Source organism: Moraxella sp. I5G (genome assembly GCF_055193055.1).
Genome location: NZ_JBUXLH010000010.1, coordinates 83,025 through 100,201, shown reverse-complemented (window position 1 = coordinate 100,201; position 17,177 = coordinate 83,025). Strand labels below are relative to the sequence as shown.

Sequence of the window (17,177 nt, the reverse complement as noted above, 5' to 3'; positions counted from 1 at the left end):
CAAACAGCCTGAAACCAAACAGCCTGAAACCAAACAGCCTGAAACCAAACAGCCTGAAACCTCAGAAGAGAATAAGGACACAGCCTTTGGTGGTGATAGCAAAGTCATGACCAAAACTGTAGATGGCGGTGTTGTTACAGCTAAAAAGGGTGAATATAGCGGTTTGAAATACGGTGCGCTTGAAACTCCTAAATCATCAAGCAAAGATGTTGTGATATTAGAAGGCGTTGAAATCAATACCAAAACAATCACAGAAGGCGGATTTACAGCACGTGAAACAAGCGAAAATGGTGGCGGACAAGGTGCGGCACAATTAGCCGTTCACAGTGGTAATTTATTAGCTGATGTACGTTATGGCGGCGTGGCTGATGTTACCAATACGCATTTCCAAAACGACACCAAACAAGGCATTTTTGTACAAGGCAATCCTTCAACACAAGATGTTGTTGCTGCCCAAAAAGGTGAAGCAACCTATGAAGGTTACGGTCTGCACTTTAAAGACGGCAACCCCTTTAGAATAGATTCATTTGATTATGTTGACCCATCCAACAGTGCAAGTAAATTTGACAACACCTATTTGGGTGCAGTAGCCACTAAAGTTTCCGCCAAAGTAAACTTTGATAAGAAAACCATCGGTGTCAATATCAACCGCTTCAGCGACAAAACCCTAAATGGCAATGACGAGGAAAACCGTTTGGGCGGTAAAGACGGGGTATTGAAAGCCAATGCCCGCGATATGGAAAACCTGTCCTTCAACGGTAAGCTGACCGGCAACACTTTTGCCGACGATGCGGGTAACCTGCATGGCGGCTTCTACGGCGCAACTGCCGACCAACTTGCCGGTATGTATAAAGCCAATCAAGAAGTGGAAACGCGCGGCGTATTCGGTGCGAAACGCCAAGATGAAAAAGCAGCTACCACAGAACCTGCAACACCTGTACAGCCCACACAACCTGCTGAAAAACCAAAAACCGATACAACTAATAACACCAAGCCAATTTCTGTAACACCAACATTGTCCAAAGGTGCTTTAGGGCAACAAAACTTTGTAGCTAATGATGCAAATATTACAACATTAGTCATCAATGGAACAAGTATTGATTTATCCATTGCTAAAAATCCAGTTAAGTCTGGATATAGTACCAGCGAAGAGTTCTTGACTGACAGAAAATCTGGCTTTATTATTGATCCTAAAGAAGATACAGCCACTGTTACTAAATCTACAGGACTTTCAAATGTTGTATATGGTCTTGCTCAATTAAAAGATGGTAGTTATACCACTTATGTACAGGGTAAACTGGCTGATACAATTCCTTCTGGCAAAGCCACCTATAAAGGTACAACATTTACACTTATCAATCTTAATGATGTAAGCAAAGATAATTGGCTAACTACCCGCAGTGGCAAGGTTGGTACATTTACTGCTGATGTTGATTTCTCCAATAAAACATTGACAGGTGCTATTGATACCAATGATAACTACGGTGTAGCAGTACAAAAATTTAGTGGCACAATTAACGGTAGCAACTTCACTGGAACATGGGATAAAGCTGATTCAGGTAGCTTATCAGGTGGCTTCTATGGTGCAACAGCGGATGAAATGGCTGGTCAATTTGACTATGCTGGCAAAGACCGTTTTGATACAGCCAATAAAGCCTTCGGCGTATTCGGTGGTAAAAAACAATAATCTTTTATCATAACCCACAAAACCGCTCAATTTTGGGCGGTTTTTAGTTAAAATAAACTTTGGTTATATTTTGATTTTACAAAAAATTTTAAGTTTTGTTTTATCAACCATGATAAAATTAATTGTCATTAACATCATGATATACTATAACAACATTAAAATCCTTAGAAAATCCTAACGATATAAATTTTAAAGATGGGTTTTCAACCATTGATTAAGGAAATTCTGATGAAAAAAAACCTTCTGCTCCTCTCCCTGATTTCCCTGTCCGCCGCACACGCCGAAGGCGTCCCACCCGAACCCAAAACCTATCCGACGCCCGAATTGCAGGTCAACACGGCAGAGCCTGAAAAACCCGAAGAACCCGTCAATCCGCCCGCAGCTGAAACGTCGTCTGAAAAAGTCGTCAACGTCAACGCCGAAACCCTGCTCGCCAATCCAGATCTGCTCGCCCGCGCCATGTATTCCGCCGTCGTTGCTCGTAATATCGCAGGCATCAAAGTGGTTTTGCCGATTTACGAACAGTGGCCGCAACACGATAAAAACATGGCACTTTACGCCCGCGGACTCGTCGCCCAAACGGAAGGCAACATAAAAGAGGCCATCGGACACTACCGCAAATTTATCGCCGAAACCCCCAATGCCCCCGTCGTCCGCTGGCAGCTTGCCACCGCCCTGTTTGAAGACAAGCAGAACGAAGCCGCTGCCGACCAGTTCAACAAACTCAAAACCGAAAAAGACCTGCCCGAGGTGCTTATCAAAGGCATCGAAGCCTACCGCAAAGCCCTGCGCGAACGCGATTCGTGGAAATTCAACGCAGGCCTCAGCATCACCCGCGAGCAGAATATCAACCAAGCCCCCAGCCGCCGAACCTACGGCAACTGGACTTTCCCCGAACCCATCAATGCCACAGCAATCAACTACCAGCTCGGTGCAGAGAAAAAATGGTCGCTACCCAAAGGCTGGTATGCCACAGCCGGTGCGGACACATACGGTAAAATCTACCCTCAGCACACCAATTTCAACGACGTAACTGCCCGTTTTTCCGCAGGCATGGGCTATGCCGACCAAAGAAGCGACGTCGGACTGACCCCGTTCCACGAACGCCGCTTTTACGGCAACGACCCCTATGCCTATACCAGTGGCGCACGCCTGCATTTCAACCACTGGTGGCAGCCCAAGCTGCAAACCCTCAGTGCTTTGGAAATGGGTCGTCTGAAAAACAGCCGCCGAGCTCGTTCCGACAATACAAGCCGTCTCTTGAGCAATTCCGTCGTTTATTACAAAAACGCCCGCCAATACTGGGTCGGCGGTTTCGACATCTATCAGGAACGCAATAAAGAAGACAAAACCGACAGCTTCGACCGATACAGCATCCGCACCGCATGGGGACAAGAATGGGACAAGGGGTTATCAACTACGCTCAGATTAAGTGCCGCCCAACGCCACTACCAAACCCCAAGTTTTTTTAGCAATCAAGAAAAACGCCACGACAAAGAAATGGATGCCTCACTTTCTATATGGCATAGAGCCATTCATTTTAAAGGCATTACCCCCCGCCTGACCGTCGCCCACCACAAAACATGGAGCAACGATAAGTTCTACGAATACGGCAAAACCAGAATGTTTATTGAATTTAGTAAAACATTTTAAAATGGATAATGCCAAAAAAGCCAATCTAAAATAGATTGGCTTATTTTATTTGATAGCGTTGTTTAGTGGTGAAAATTTTCCAATACAGGCAGCACACCCCAAGAAGTCAAAACCCACACCCCGAACGCAAAAATCGGTGTTGCTGATAACAATGAATCAATACGATCCAATACACCGCCATGACCAGGTAAAATTGAACCTGAATCTTTGATGCCTGCACGACGTTTTAACATGGATTCAAATAAATCGCCAAGCACGCTTGATAATGTAGTAACACCTGCTAAGATTAAAAACGCCAAAAGCGCCATACCGCTTGGCAAAAAATAATATCCCACAAAAAACGCTACAATGCTTGATGTTAAAAGTCCGCCAATCAAACCTTCTATGCTTTTATTGGGTGATACATTAGGAGCCAGTTTTCTTTTACCTAATTTTCGTCCCACAAAATAAGCGCTGCTATCAGCACACCATACCAATAAAAACACATACATTAACCACCAAGGTGATAATTTCCACAAACTATACATTGAAGTGATTGCAGAAGTTAAAATCACCACACCCATCAAAAACAGTCGTTTGCCATACCATTTTTCTTGACTAGGATATACCATCACCCAGCGTACTGCCTGCATCCAGATAACTACCGATACCGCCCACCACACAAGCCACGTTTGCGGCAGGGCAACACTCACCAAAGTAACCACCGTTACTAAGAGAATAAATCGAGCAGGATATTGCAATTTTGGCATAAGCTTTGTCCACTCATGCGATGCAATCACAACTCCAAGTGTTAATAACGGCAAAAAAAAGATTGGTAAACGGCTGACAAACATTGCTGTGCCAACGATTGCCACCAGTACGATAGCGGTTTTAATACGTTGCCACATTATACCACTCCCTTGTTATCATCATTCATGCTATTTTTTTGGGCTGTCTTTTCTTCCAAAATCTGTTCGCTGGTTTTACCAAATCGTCTTTCAATTTTAGCAAACCTGTGTATCATAGATTCAAGTTCATCCACACCAAACTCAGGCCATAACGTTGGAGTGAAAAACAGTTCAGCGTAAGCAGACTGCCAAAGCAAAAAATTAGAAATCCGAAAATCTCCGCCCGTTCTTATCAGCATATCCACTGCTGGCAAATCACCCAATTCTACATTTTCGCCAACCATATTAGCATCAATATCATCAGCAGATATTGTGCCATCAGCAACTTTTTGAGCGATTTTTTTGCATGCAAACGCAATATCATCTTTTCCACCATAACTAACAGCAATCGCTAAAGTCATAGTGGTAAAATTGGCAGTTTTAGCTTCTATATCTGCCATTTTTTCTTGTAAACTTCTATCCAGTAAACTTCTATCACCAATAAACCGTAATCGGATTTTATGTTTGGTCATACGTGATAATTGTTCTTGAATGGTTTCTGCTAGCAGCCTCATCAGTAAATCTACCTCATTTTTTGGTCGTGACCAATTTTCTGATGAAAATGCAAAAACCGTCAGTACTTGCACACCATTTTTAGCACAATACTCCACGATTGGATTGAGAGCGTCTTTACCTGCCAAATGACCAGCCCCCATTGGCAAATGATTGGCTTTTCCATAGCGATTATTGCCATCCATAATAATGGCAATGTGTTTTGGCATGGTCGCCACCATAACTGGTTTTGCTAAAGTGTGGTCTGTAGAATTAAACGTATTTGGCATAATAAAACTTAAAAAAGTAAGAAATTTACAAAAAAATAACGCCGACAATCCACCTACTTACGATTATCAGCGTTTTTATTATACAACCAACAACTCAGCTTCTTTTTTCTCAAGACGCGAATCAATCGTTTGAATAAATTTATCCGTCATTTTTTGAATATCATCTGAGGCACGGCGTTCATCATCTTCAGAAATTTCTTTTTCTTTGACCAGATTTTTGATTTCGTGTAGCATATCACGACGAATGTTTCGCACGGAGATTCTGGTGTTTTCAGCATCTGAACGTGCCAATTTTTGCATATCACGGCGAGTTTCCTCAGTTAATGCGGGCATGGGAACACGAATAACATCGGCAGTCATTGGGTTTAGCCCCAAATCCGCTTCACGAATTGCCTTATCTACTGCCTGCACCATAGAACGGTCAAATGGTTGAACCAAAAGGGTGCGACTGTCTTCTACGTTGATGCTAGCTACCTGATTGAGTGGCATTTCTGAGCCATAATAACTAACCATCACTGATGATAAAATACCAGGATGAGCGCGCCCAGTGCGTAATTTAGCAAAAGACGTCTCTAAAGCTTCAATTGCCTTACTCATTCGAGATTCGCCATTTTTTTTAATGTCATTAATCATAAGGTTATTTCCTTTGGAATGATTTTGGTTAATTTAATCTATCAAATCATCTTAATGATAAACTCGTGTACCTTCTTTTTCACCCATAACCACATTAAGCAGTGCGTTGGGTTTATTCATATCAAACACTTGTAGTGGCACATTGTGTTCACGGCACAAAGCAATTGCAGTTAAATCCATCACGCCAAGTTTACGTTCAAGTACTTCATCAAATGATAAGCTATCGTATTTAACCGCATCAGCATGAACGCTTGGGTCTTTATCATACACACCATCAACTTTAGTAGCTTTTAGAATTAAACCTGCTTCAATCTCGATTCCACGCAGACACGCTGCCGTATCAGTGGTAAAAAATGGATTACCCGTTCCTGCTACAAAAATACATACTTCGCCATTACTTAAATGGCGAATAGCATCACGGCTAGAATACGGCTCGCCAACTGTTGCAATTGATAAGGCTGACATCAGACGTGTTTTGATGTTACGGCGAACTAATGCATCACGCATGGCAAGACCATTCATCACGGTTGCCAGCATGCCCATTTGGTCGCCAGTAACACGACCAACCAACCCTTCTTTTTGTAAGGTACTACCGCGATATAAATTACCACCGCCAACTACAATCCCCACCTGCACACCAAGACCTCGCAGATGGGCAATTGATAAACTCATCTGGTCTAAAATACCGGCATCAATCCCCATATCACGACCGCCCGCCAAGGCCTCACCAGAAAGTTTTAACAAAATCCGAGAAAAATGTGGATTTTTATCCGTCATATCATGCCCCACTTTTTTTAAATAAATTATCCAATTTTAACACATTTTTTAAGATTCATAACAAAAACCCATCTAAAAAGATGGGTTTTTATTACTAAAGGTAGATTAGAATTTATATTCTAAACCTGCACCGATACCATAAGAATTTTGGTCTTTAGCACCTGTTACTTTTTCTTTTAGATAACCGCTATAAATGTGACCTGTGGTATTTTGGTTAAAGCCATATTTACCACCGACAACAATGCGCTGTTCTTTATTATTTTTAACATGATCAGCATTGTTCACATAGTCAAGTTGACCATAAGCAGTCCATGGAGTTTGAGCTACTTTATAAGTACCAGAAACAGTGTAGGCATGTTCTTTTTGCTTTTTATCACTAGATCTTAAACCATTTTCATCAGAAGCATAAGCATCAGTTAGTTGATATTGTCCCGCCACAGTAATTGCTGGATTAACAGCATAGGCAACGCTAGCACGCAATGCGCTGTCAAATAAAACTGTATTTTTACTATCAGCGCCAGCTTTTAGATAGCTTACACCCGCTTTTAGTGGCATGTTGCTTGGTTCATATTTAGCAGCTACGCCCCACGCATCACGACCAAAGCTTTCTTCTTTGCTAGTTCCCTTATTGGTTTCATCCAGGGCATACACACCCATCAACTGAACGCCATTATACTCTGGTGAAAAATAGGCAAAAGCGTTGTTAGCACGAGGACCAGAAACAGAAGCTAATACATCATCATCACCAACTGGGCTACCAGTAGTTACATTAGCGTAGTTTACATAATCATCAACTGCAGTCAAACGACCAGCAACCAAAGTACCAAGTCTTTTGTTAGCAAGACCTAGATAGGTATCACGCGCGGTAAAACTTGCCTTGTTATTAGTATCAACTTCTAAACGGTATTCCAATTGATAAACCACGTCCGTATTGGCAGTTAGGGCTTCAGAACCTTTTACACCGATACGAGAAGCGTTAGAATTTAGCTTTGTACGAGTCTCTGTGCTTGCAGCTTTAGCCGCATCATTACCATCTTTAACATCCAAGGTTAAATATGCTTTACCATAAACAGTTGGGGCAGCGTGTGCAGCAGTGATAGACAAAGCAGCAATGGCTGACGCTAAAAGTAGTTTTTTCATGGGTATTTCTCCACTGACATTTTTTAGTGATGGGGCTGCTTAAAACGCTTGCACCCACATGATAATCATCAATAATGATGCTATCATGGTTTTTTCAATTTAGGCATTAGTAGGAAAATCCTTTAACTTCATGCCTTGTGTATAGAATACCAACTTTGACACATTTTGCAACACCTTTTATCTGAAAATTTGCAACTTTTTTCTTGATTTTTTTATTTTTATATATTATTCAATAACTTAAAAATACAAAAAATATTCAAAATTTTTTAGATAAATCATTGATTGTATTACAATTGATTAATTTTTAGACTAATTTTTAGTTTTAACTATATACATTTATTGAAAAAATCTTTAGCAAAAGTTAGAATGAGAATTGTTTATAAATCACTTTATGATTTATTATTTATAATCTTTTATCTTTAATTGGAAAAAGCTGATGAATGCTGATTTAAAAAACACTGATGATTTGGATTATATTACCAAATCTGCTAAAGCCAAAACTGATATCCAGCATATTTATGAGTTTTTAGGCTGCCAAACTTCACAAAAATGGTTAGATATTGCCAAAAATCATTTGCCACTGCTTCTGCAAGACCACGCCAATTGTGAAAAAAAGGCAGCAGGAACGGCAATGAACTTAATTTTTCGTTATGAATTTTATCGTGATTTGCAAGAAAAACTTTCACAGTTAGTACGCGAAGAAATGCTGCATTACGAACAAGTTATGAAATTAATGAAAGAGCGAAACATTGAATGGTTTCATCTTCCAGCAGGTCGCTATGCTAAAGGGCTATTAAAACACAAACGTACATTTGAACCTGCTGGCATGATTGATGTACTCATCATTGGAGCATTTATTGAGGCACGTTCTTGTGAGCGGTTTTCAGCTCTAGCAGATGTAATAGATGATGAAAAATTATCCAAATATTATAAATATCTTTTAAAATCTGAAAGCCGTCATTATGAAGATTATCTTTCACTTGCTCAATCAATTAGCGAAGATGATATCAGTTCACGTGTGGCATTTTTTCGTGAAGTAGAAAGAGAATTGATTGACAGTCCTGATGATGAGCTGCGTTTTCATAGTGGCGTGCCAACTTTTGAGCACTACAGTTATTAATAATATTAAATAATTTATGGTTTTTATTAGATTTTATCAATTAAAGATTTCAATATTTTTGCTTTAAAAAAGTAAAATTAACCTCATATAATAGTAATGAACTTTTCGTAAAAGGATAAATTATGGCTTTTAAAGATATGATTGGTCAGCGTGTACCAAATGTAACGTTTCCGACTCGTCAAGGTGACAGCTGGGTAAATGTAAGCACTGATGAATTATTTAATGGTAAAAAAGTAGTGCTGTTTTCGTTGCCAGGGGCTTTTACACCAACCTGCTCATCAACACACCTGCCTCGTTATAACGAACTGGCTTCTGAGTTTAAAAAACTGGGCGTGGATGAAATTATTTGTGTGTCAGTGAATGATACTTTTGTGATGAACGCATGGAAAGCTAACCAAGAGTGCGACAATATTACTGTCATTCCTGATGGTAATGGCGAATTTACTGAGGGTATGGGGCGACTTGTAGGAAAAGAAAACCTTGGCTTTGGAAAGCGTTCTTGGCGTTATTCTATGCTAGTTGAAGATGGCGTAATCACTAAAATCTTTGACGAGCCCGAAAAAGACGGTGACCCCTTTGAAGTATCCGATGCAGATACTATGATAAAATACCTAAAGCCTGACTGGCAAGATAAACCATCTGTAGCAATTTTTACCAAACCAGGTTGTCCTTTTTGCATTAAAGCCAAAAAACTGCTTGATGAAAAGGGTTTAAGCTATGAAGAAATTGTTTTAGGGCGTGATGCTAGCATGACGGGTGTACGTGCAATCACAGGTCGTGAAACAGTGCCACAGGTGTTTATTGGCGGTCAGCATATTGGCGGTAGCGATGACTTAGAAGCATTTTTTGCTGGCTGACTTTAAAGTATAAACTTAAAAAAGATGGTTTTACGCCATCTTTTTTTATTTTTTATCATGCAATATTTTCTTTAAGATTTTTGAAAAACTTTAATATTATCAAATCCTTGTTCCATTAAATATAAAGCTTGCAATTTACTCATCACGCCTTTTGTGCAATACAGTAGATAAGTTTTTGAGCCATCTAGCGTATTAAAACTACTGGTTAATTTATAAAAAGGCATAGTAGCCACCTGAGCATTTTCAATCACCAAAGGTTTATTGTCAATTTCATCGGGGCTTCGGATGTCTAAAATTACGTCATTTTCACCAATTTGAGACGTGATTTGGATGTTTTTTTGGTTGGTTGTTTGCTGCTGGATTTGGCGAATATCAATACACAAAGCAGTCTCAATAGCTGTTTGTAATGTATTAAAATCAAAGTTTTCCTCACACGCAACCAGTTTATGCTCCGCTGCTTTTACTGTTGGGCTTTTAGAAATTACACCACAAAATTCAGGCATGGATTTAGCGATATCCGCCGTACCAATCTTTTTAGCCATTTTAATAATTTCTTCTTTATCGTTGGTGATTAAGGGTCGTAAAATCAGTGTATCGGATGCTTTGTCAATCATTTGCAAATTAGCAAGGGTTTGACTTGACACCTGCCCCATGGCTTCACCTGTAACCAATGCATTGATTTTATATTGTTTTGCCAAACGACTTGCAGCACGCACCATCATGCGTTTTAGCACCACACCCATATAACCATCATCAATTTTTTGTAAAATTTCAGCAACGACAGGCTCAAAATTCACAGTGATGAATTTAACTTTATGAACTGGGCTGTATTTACGCCAAAGCTCATACGCGGTTTGTTTAGTACCAATTTCGTGAGCCTTGCCACCCAAATTAAAAAATACATAATGTACACGACTGCCGCGTCTGATAAAGTTAAAACTAGCAACCGCTGAATCAAATCCTCCAGAAATTAATGACAACACATCCTCTTGGGTGCTTACTGGAAACCCACCCAACCCATCAAAACGAGCTTTTGTTAATAGCAATTTATCATCTTCAATTTCAAGATTCACAGTAACATCAGGGTTTTCTAACCGCACCTTAGCACTAGCCACCCTTTGGTTTAAGCCGCCACCAACATATCGCATCACATCCATGGAATTAAAATCATGACGACCACGACGTTTAACGCGTACACAAAAGGTTTTATCCACAATTTCATCAGCAACTTGCGCCAATGTTTTTTCAAAAATATCGTGCAAATTTGTATAGGTCATTTCTTCAACTTCTAAAAAATGATGAATGCCTGGAATACATTGCAGTCGTTCAATTAGATAAGGTTTTTTTGTCTGGTCTTTACTGCGCACCACAATTTTATCCCAAAGACGCACAACTGTAACCGTTGAATCAACTGCTCTTAGGTTGTCTCTAATGGTGTTCGCTAAAACTTTGATAAAGCGTTTGCGAACGCTATCACTTTTCATGATAATTTCAGGGAAAAGTTTGATGATAAATTTCATAATTTAGATTTTAGTTAAAATCGGCTATCATATCACTATTAAAATTAGGCGACAATAGTCCTAATATTTGTGGAGATTTTTAGTATCGCTTTTTACCTAAAAATAACGTAAAATAGTCTAATTTTTAAATTACAAACACATAAAATGACCGTTCAAACTTACACCCCTGAAGCTCGCCCTACTCCAAAAAAAGCAGTGCAAGGCGAAAAGCTGCGTGGACATGACAAAGTCGCTCGCATTCCCATCAAAGTAATTCCTACAATTGAAACTCCAAAAAAACCTGACTGGATTCGAGTCAAATTATCAAGCCCTGCTGAGGTTGAGCGTATTAAACAAACTCTGCGCAAACAAAAACTACATACAGTTTGTGAAGAAGCTGCTTGTCCAAACCTACCTCAATGTTTTGGTGATGGTACAGCAACTTTTATGATTATGGGGGATATTTGCACGCGTCGTTGCCCATTTTGTGATGTCGCACACGGCAGACCCAATCCATTAGATAAAGATGAACCTCGCCATACCGCTGAAACAATTTTAGGTATGGGATTAAAATATGCAGTCATCACATCAGTGGATAGAGATGATTTAAAAGATGGCGGGGCTGGACATTTTGCTGATGTGATTAAAGAATCTCGTGCATTAAGTCCAAATTGCTTGATTGAAATCTTAGTGCCAGATTTTCGTGGGCGGGATAAATTAGCGTTAGAAATTTTAACCCAAACCGCTCCTGATGTTTTTAATCACAACATTGAAACCGTACCTCGTTTATATAAAGCCTTTCGTCCCGGTGCTGATTATGCCCATTCTTTAAAACTGTTAAAAGATTACAAGGCGCTGCGTCCTGATATTGCTACCAAATGCGGTTTTATGGTTGGATTAGGTGAAACTGAAGAAGAAGTTTATGCTCTACTTGATGATTTAAAAGCTCATGATGTTGACATCGTAACTATTGGTCAGTATCTTGCCCCAAGCAAAAGTCATGCCCCAGTAGAACGCTATGTTCATCCTGATGAATTTGAACGTTATATGGATTATGGTAAAAAAATTGGCTTTTTTAGTATTTGGGCAGGTCCTATGGTTCGTTCCAGTTACTTTGCCGACCGTCAGTTTTATGGCGAACCTTGTCCACCGCCTGTCAGAAGCAGTAAAGCGCTCGCCAAAGAAGGTAAATTGGGCTGTTAGTTGTGGGTGTTATTTTATCCGCTAATGGCATTCACCGTTTACACCATACATTTTTTATCCCAAAAGATAAAATTAGGGCAAGCTTGCTTATTATTCATGGCATGAGCGAACACAGTGGACGCTATCAAAAGTTTGCGCAGTTTTTAGCAGATCATGGCATTTTAGTGCTGACTTATGACCAACTTGGGCATGGAAAGACTGTCAAAGATAAATATGAATTAGGGTTTTTTGATGAAAAACACCCTGTTCAAGCGCTGTGTAAAGACGTGATTGTTTGCGCTGATGCCTTAAAGCAAAAATCCAAAGAACTGACAAATAAAAACATTCCCCATTTTATTATGGGGCATTCCATGGGGTCATTTATTGCCCGAACGGTCTTGACTCATCACGCTGGCAGCTTTGATGGTGCAATATTAATGGGAACGGCTCATGGTTTTGGCTTTTTTAATCAAATAAGTTTAAAAAGTTTGGGCGTGTTAAACTTTTTAAATGCCAAACAGCCTAACATTTACTTTGCCAATCTTTTAAACCAATATTTGCTTAATCAAATTCGCTCATCAATTTGGGCTTCACCATTTGCGTGGCTATCTGAAAACGGTGATAACATCAAAGCCTTTGAAGCTGACCCTTTATGTGGTTTTGTATTTACCAATAATGGTTTTTTAGCTTTACAAAAATTGCTTTGGCACGCATGTAAGCCCAGTTGGCATGCTTTTATGCCAAATAACTATCCACTGCTTTTTATAAGTGGTAAAGACGACCCAGTTGGACGTATGGGTCAGGATATCTATGGTTTGGTTGATGAGCTGCTAAAGGCTGGAAAAACCAATGTAAACTTCCACCTATATCCCAATATGCGGCATGAGCCTTTGCAAGAAACTCATGCTGATAAAGTACATCAAGATATTTTACATTGGTTTACTGCCAATATATCTTAATTGATTTATATCTACTTTTTTATAATTTTAAGGAAACTTTATGAGTGATTTAAGCATTTTAATTGAACAAACCTTTGAAAATCGCGCCAATTTATCCATTACAAATTGCCCCGATAATGTCCGCCAAGCAGTTAATGAGGCTTTAATAGGTTTAGATAACGGCACTTACCGTGTTGCTGAAAAGACAGATGGCGAATGGGTTGTTAATGAGTGGCTAAAAAAAGCTGTGCTGTTATCTTTTAAAATAAACGATAATACTTCTGTAGAATCTGGAGATTTGCGCTTTTATGATAAAGTAGATACCAAATTTGCTAACTGGTCAGAAACCGATTTTAAAAATGCTGGCATTCGTGTCGTTCCACCTGCTGTCGCCAGAAAAGGTTCATTTATCGCCAAAAATACTATTTTAATGCCATCGTACGTCAATATTGGTGCTTATGTAGATGAAGGCACCATGGTGGATACTTGGGCAACCGTTGGCTCATGTGCTCAAATTGGCAAAAATGTTCATTTGTCGGGTGGTGTTGGCATTGGTGGCGTCTTAGAGCCGCTGCAGGCAAGCCCTACTATTATTGAAGACAACTGCTTTATTGGTGCTAGAAGCGAAATTGTTGAAGGAGTGATTGTTGGTGAAGGCTCAGTCATTTCCATGGGTGTTTATATTGGGCAATCTACCCGTATTTATGACCGTGAAACAGGCGAAATTTATTATGGGCGCGTACCAGCAGGATCGGTTGTTGTTCCGGGCAGTCTGCCTTCAGCTGATGGTAAATACAGTTTATACGCTGCCATCATCGTCAAAAAAGTAGACGCTCAAACTCGCAGCAAAACCAGCATCAACGACCTATTAAGAGCCGAATAAATTAATTTGTAGGTGTCATATGAAAAAAAGCATATTTTTAGCCATCATCGCTACCACTGTCATCACTGGTTGTACCACTACAAAAACACCCGTTACCAAATCGCCAAACCCTGCCAGCGAATTTTGTGTTTCTGTTCATGGCAAATCCATCATTAAAAAAGACACTAACGGTAATGAATACGGCGTTTGTCAATTACCCAACGGTCAAGAAATTGAAGAGTGGGAATTTTACCGCAGTTCTGCCAAAATCATCATTGAAGGTGATACCATTAAAAAATAATTTATTTACTTTAAAATAAAAAAAATGGGTTGGCACTGCTGACCCATTTTTATCGTATTTTTATGATTTATTAAGGAATTTTTAATGAAAATCATTCAGATAGTTGCCATTGACAAACACAATTGCATTGGAAAAAACAACCAATTAGCTTGGCATATCAAAGAAGACCTTCAACACTTTAAAGCGCTTACGACGGGAAAAGCGATTATTATGGGGCGAAAAACCTTTGAATCTTTAGGTCGCCCTTTGCCCAATCGCAACAATATTATCATTACCCAAAATAAAGAGTTTCAGGCTACAGGATGCACAGTAGTTCATCATTTAGATGACGCATTAACACACGCCAAAGACTATGCCAACAGTCATCATCACGATGAAATTTATATTATTGGTGGTGGACAAATCTATCAAAAAAGCCTTGATTTAGCCGATATTTTAGAAATTACCCACGTAGATTTAGAGATTGACGGTGATGCGTTTTATCCTGATTTTAGTAAAAAATTCACTCAAATTTGGACATCTGATATTAAACAGGATGAAAAAACGGGCATCAAGTTTTATTTTGCCCGTTATCAAAAACAATCTTAATCACAGATTACCACGTGTTGCAGCGCAATTACGTATAAATTGGTTCACTGACACTTTTCATAATCAATGCAAATTTCAAGACATCAGCCGCTACATCTGTAAAGGGGTTTTTAATTTTGGCAGTCCAACCAGAACCTAAAGCCCCATCGATACTAGCATTCTTTTTATCCCACATTTGAGTAAGTAAATACACTACATTGCCTTTGGGGGTCATGATTTCTATTTCATCACCAACCATCAGTTTATTTTTAATGTCTAAGATTAAAAATTCGCCGTCAACGTCTGTAACTTCAGCAACAAATTGTTGATTGTCTGTTTTAGATGAGCCGTATTCATAGTTTTGATAATCGCTGTGTACATGACGACGCAAAAATCCTTCTGTATAGCCACGATTTGCCAATCCGTCTAAGGCTGCTATCAGCTGAGTATCAAAAGGCTTACCTGCCAATTTATCATCAATAGCCTTGCGATATACTTGAGCCGTACGTGCAACATAATAATGCGATTTGGTACGTCCTTCAATTTTTAAGGAATGCACCCCCATGTCTATTAAATCTGGCACAAGTTCCACCGCGCGCAAATCTTTAGAATTCATGATATACGTACCATGCTCATCCTCAAACATTGCCATCAGTTCGCCTTTTCGTCCCTGCTCTTCAATCAACACCACCTCGTCAGATGGTTTTTGTACATAATCATCACCCATGACCACATCACCATTTAGATTGATGGCATGAATGGCATTTTCTGCTTGGCTTTGATTAGGAATAAAAATATCAGGATTTTTTGGAACAATATCACCTGTTTCGTTTTCAATCGCTTGATAGGTGTTATAACTCCAGCGGCATGCATTTGTACAAGTACCTTGATTGGCATCACGCTTATTAATATAACCCGATAATAAACAGCGTCCAGAATAAGCCATGCACAAAGCCCCATGAACAAAGACTTCAATCTCCATATTAGGTACTTCACGAATAATCTCACCAATCTCTTTTAAAGACAGTTCTCTGGATAAAATCACTCGTGATACGCCCATTTGCTGCCAAAATTTCACTGTTGCCCAATTAACTGCGTTGGCTTGTACTGACAAATGAATCACTTGATTTGGAAAAGCCTCTCGTACCATCATAATCATGCCAGCATCGGACATAATCAGTGCATCTGGCTTCATTTCAATTACAGGACGAATGTCTTCTATAAAGGTTTTTAATTTGGCATTATGAGCCTGGATATTCACCACAACGTAAAATTTTTTACCCAAACTGTGAGCATAATCAATGCCTTTTTTTAAATTTTCTTCATCAAAATCGTTATTGCGCACTCGCAATGAATAGCGCGCTTGACCTGCATATACAGCATCTGCACCATAAGCAAAAGCGTATTGCATATTTTTAAAAGTTCCAGCGGGGCATAAAAGCTCAGTTATTTGTCTCATAATTTTAAGATAATATTAAAATAAACCAGTCATTATAGCAAAATTTTTATCAAAACCTTCTAAGTTTTTTCTGTCTTTATTTTGTTACAATAATCTGATTTGAAATTATTTTGATAATAGGGGAAATTTGTGCGGGTTTTATTAGCTGAAGACGATATGATGATTGGTGATGTATTTAGTGAAGCCTTGATGGATGAAGGCTATATTGTAGACTGGGTAAAAGATGGCGCACAAGCACTGCTGGCTCTTAAAACCGAACAATATGATATTATTTTACTAGACCTAGGTTTGCCAAAAGTTGATGGCATGGACGTATTAAAAACTCTACGCGCTGCCAAAATTGATGCTCCCGTTTTAATTTTAACCGCGCGAGATGCTCTAGATGACCGCATTCAAGGGCTGGATGGTGGTGCTGACGATTATGTGATTAAACCATTTGAACTTGGTGAAGTACTCGCTCGCATGCGTGTTTTAATTCGTAGACAGCAAGGTAAAGCTCAAAATCTGCTCCAAGTTGGTAATTTATCATTAGATACTGCTAAAAAACGAGCATTTTTAAACCAACAACCCCTAGATTTAACTGCTAAAGAATACATGCTTTTAACCAGTTTTATGACCAATTCTGAAAAAGTATTATCCAAAAGTGATTTGGAGAGCCAATTATACGGCTGGGGTATGGAAGTGGAAAGCAACGCGGTAGAGTTTTTGATTTATAGTTTACGCAAAAAAATTGGACAAAACACCATCAAAAATATGCGTGGATTGGGCTGGTATCTTGCAGCAAATTAATCTGA

Annotated in this window: 17 protein-coding genes; 10 read left to right on the top strand and 7 right to left on the bottom strand. The window is 39.4% G+C overall.

Annotation, left to right across the window (positions count from 1 at the left end; genetic code table 11):
- The coding region (locus ACZBKJ_RS06920; RefSeq protein WP_463200249.1) for a transferrin-binding protein-like solute binding protein at positions 1–1,687 on the top strand (1,687 nt) is incomplete at its 5' end.
- A gap of 228 nt (positions 1,688–1,915) precedes the next feature.
- Complete coding sequence (locus ACZBKJ_RS06915; RefSeq protein WP_463200248.1) at positions 1,916–3,340, top strand: surface lipoprotein assembly modifier; 1,425 nt, start codon at positions 1,916–1,918, stop codon at positions 3,338–3,340.
- A 62-nt stretch (positions 3,341–3,402) separates the two neighbouring features.
- Here ACZBKJ_RS06915 and ACZBKJ_RS06910 read toward each other — a convergent pair whose 3' ends face one another.
- The 5 genes from ACZBKJ_RS06910 to ACZBKJ_RS06890 form a co-directional block, all read right to left on the bottom strand.
- Positions 3,403–4,227, bottom strand: coding sequence for a phosphatidate cytidylyltransferase (locus tag ACZBKJ_RS06910; protein WP_463200247.1), 825 nt, complete (start codon positions 4,225–4,227; stop codon positions 3,403–3,405).
- A complete protein-coding gene (gene uppS, locus ACZBKJ_RS06905; RefSeq protein ID WP_463200246.1) occupies positions 4,227–5,048 on the bottom strand; it encodes a polyprenyl diphosphate synthase in 822 nt (273 codons plus the stop codon). The genes ACZBKJ_RS06910 and uppS overlap by 1 nt, the downstream gene beginning before the upstream one ends.
- Positions 5,049–5,126: 78 nt before the next feature.
- A complete protein-coding gene (frr, locus tag ACZBKJ_RS06900) occupies positions 5,127–5,681 on the bottom strand; it encodes a ribosome recycling factor (RefSeq protein ID WP_463200244.1) in 555 nt (184 codons plus the stop codon).
- 51 nt (positions 5,682–5,732) lie between these two features.
- The gene (gene pyrH / locus ACZBKJ_RS06895; protein WP_463200243.1) at positions 5,733–6,458 is read right to left on the bottom strand and encodes a UMP kinase; all 726 of its coding nucleotides are present in this window, start codon (positions 6,456–6,458) and stop codon (positions 5,733–5,735) included.
- Positions 6,459–6,563: 105 nt separating this feature from the next.
- Positions 6,564–7,598 (bottom strand): porin, encoded by a 1,035-nt coding sequence (locus ACZBKJ_RS06890; protein WP_463200242.1) that lies wholly within the window; start codon positions 7,596–7,598, stop codon positions 6,564–6,566.
- Positions 7,599–8,034: 436 nt separating this feature from the next.
- On the opposite strand from ACZBKJ_RS06890, the gene ACZBKJ_RS06885 reads away from it, so the two are divergent.
- Positions 8,035–8,718, top strand: a complete 684-nt coding sequence (locus ACZBKJ_RS06885) for a MiaE family protein (RefSeq protein ID WP_463200241.1) — start codon at positions 8,035–8,037, stop codon at positions 8,716–8,718.
- 122 nt (positions 8,719–8,840) lie between these two features.
- Positions 8,841–9,575, top strand: coding sequence for a glutathione peroxidase (locus ACZBKJ_RS06880; RefSeq protein WP_463200240.1), 735 nt, complete (start codon positions 8,841–8,843; stop codon positions 9,573–9,575).
- Between the two features lie 71 nt (positions 9,576–9,646).
- Here the strand turns inward: ACZBKJ_RS06880 and thiI are convergent, their stop codons facing one another.
- Positions 9,647–11,095 (bottom strand): tRNA uracil 4-sulfurtransferase ThiI, encoded by a 1,449-nt coding sequence (gene thiI / locus ACZBKJ_RS06875; RefSeq protein WP_463200239.1) that lies wholly within the window; start codon positions 11,093–11,095, stop codon positions 9,647–9,649.
- 144 nt (positions 11,096–11,239) lie between these two features.
- Here thiI and lipA point away from each other — a divergent pair, with 144 nt between their 5' ends.
- The 5 genes from lipA (at position 11,240) to ACZBKJ_RS06850 (ending at position 14,945) form a co-directional block, all read left to right on the top strand.
- Complete coding sequence (gene lipA / locus ACZBKJ_RS06870; protein ID WP_463200238.1) at positions 11,240–12,277, top strand: lipoyl synthase; 1,038 nt, start codon at positions 11,240–11,242, stop codon at positions 12,275–12,277.
- Positions 12,278–12,279: 2 nt separating this feature from the next.
- A complete protein-coding gene (locus tag ACZBKJ_RS06865; protein ID WP_463200237.1) occupies positions 12,280–13,215 on the top strand; it encodes an alpha/beta fold hydrolase in 936 nt (311 codons plus the stop codon).
- Between the two features lie 40 nt (positions 13,216–13,255).
- Positions 13,256–14,077 carry a 2,3,4,5-tetrahydropyridine-2,6-dicarboxylate N-succinyltransferase gene (gene dapD, locus ACZBKJ_RS06860; RefSeq protein WP_463200236.1) on the top strand — a complete coding sequence of 274 codons (822 nt, stop codon included), beginning with the start codon at positions 13,256–13,258 and terminating at the stop codon, positions 14,075–14,077.
- Positions 14,078–14,096: 19 nt separating this feature from the next.
- On the top strand, positions 14,097–14,357 hold the full coding sequence (locus ACZBKJ_RS06855) for a DUF333 domain-containing protein (protein ID WP_463200234.1): 261 nt from the start codon (positions 14,097–14,099) through the stop codon (positions 14,355–14,357).
- 84 nt (positions 14,358–14,441) lie between these two features.
- Complete coding sequence (locus ACZBKJ_RS06850) at positions 14,442–14,945, top strand: dihydrofolate reductase (protein ID WP_463200233.1); 504 nt, start codon at positions 14,442–14,444, stop codon at positions 14,943–14,945.
- A 28-nt stretch (positions 14,946–14,973) separates the two neighbouring features.
- On the opposite strand, the gene trhP is transcribed toward ACZBKJ_RS06850, so the two are convergent.
- Positions 14,974–16,383 carry a prephenate-dependent tRNA uridine(34) hydroxylase TrhP gene (gene trhP / locus ACZBKJ_RS06845; RefSeq protein ID WP_463200232.1) on the bottom strand — a complete coding sequence of 470 codons (1,410 nt, stop codon included), beginning with the start codon at positions 16,381–16,383 and terminating at the stop codon, positions 14,974–14,976.
- Between the two features lie 129 nt (positions 16,384–16,512).
- Between trhP and ACZBKJ_RS06840 the strand changes: the two genes are divergently transcribed.
- Positions 16,513–17,172 (top strand): response regulator, encoded by a 660-nt coding sequence (locus ACZBKJ_RS06840; protein WP_463200231.1) that lies wholly within the window; start codon positions 16,513–16,515, stop codon positions 17,170–17,172.
- Positions 17,173–17,177 lie beyond the last annotated feature (5 nt).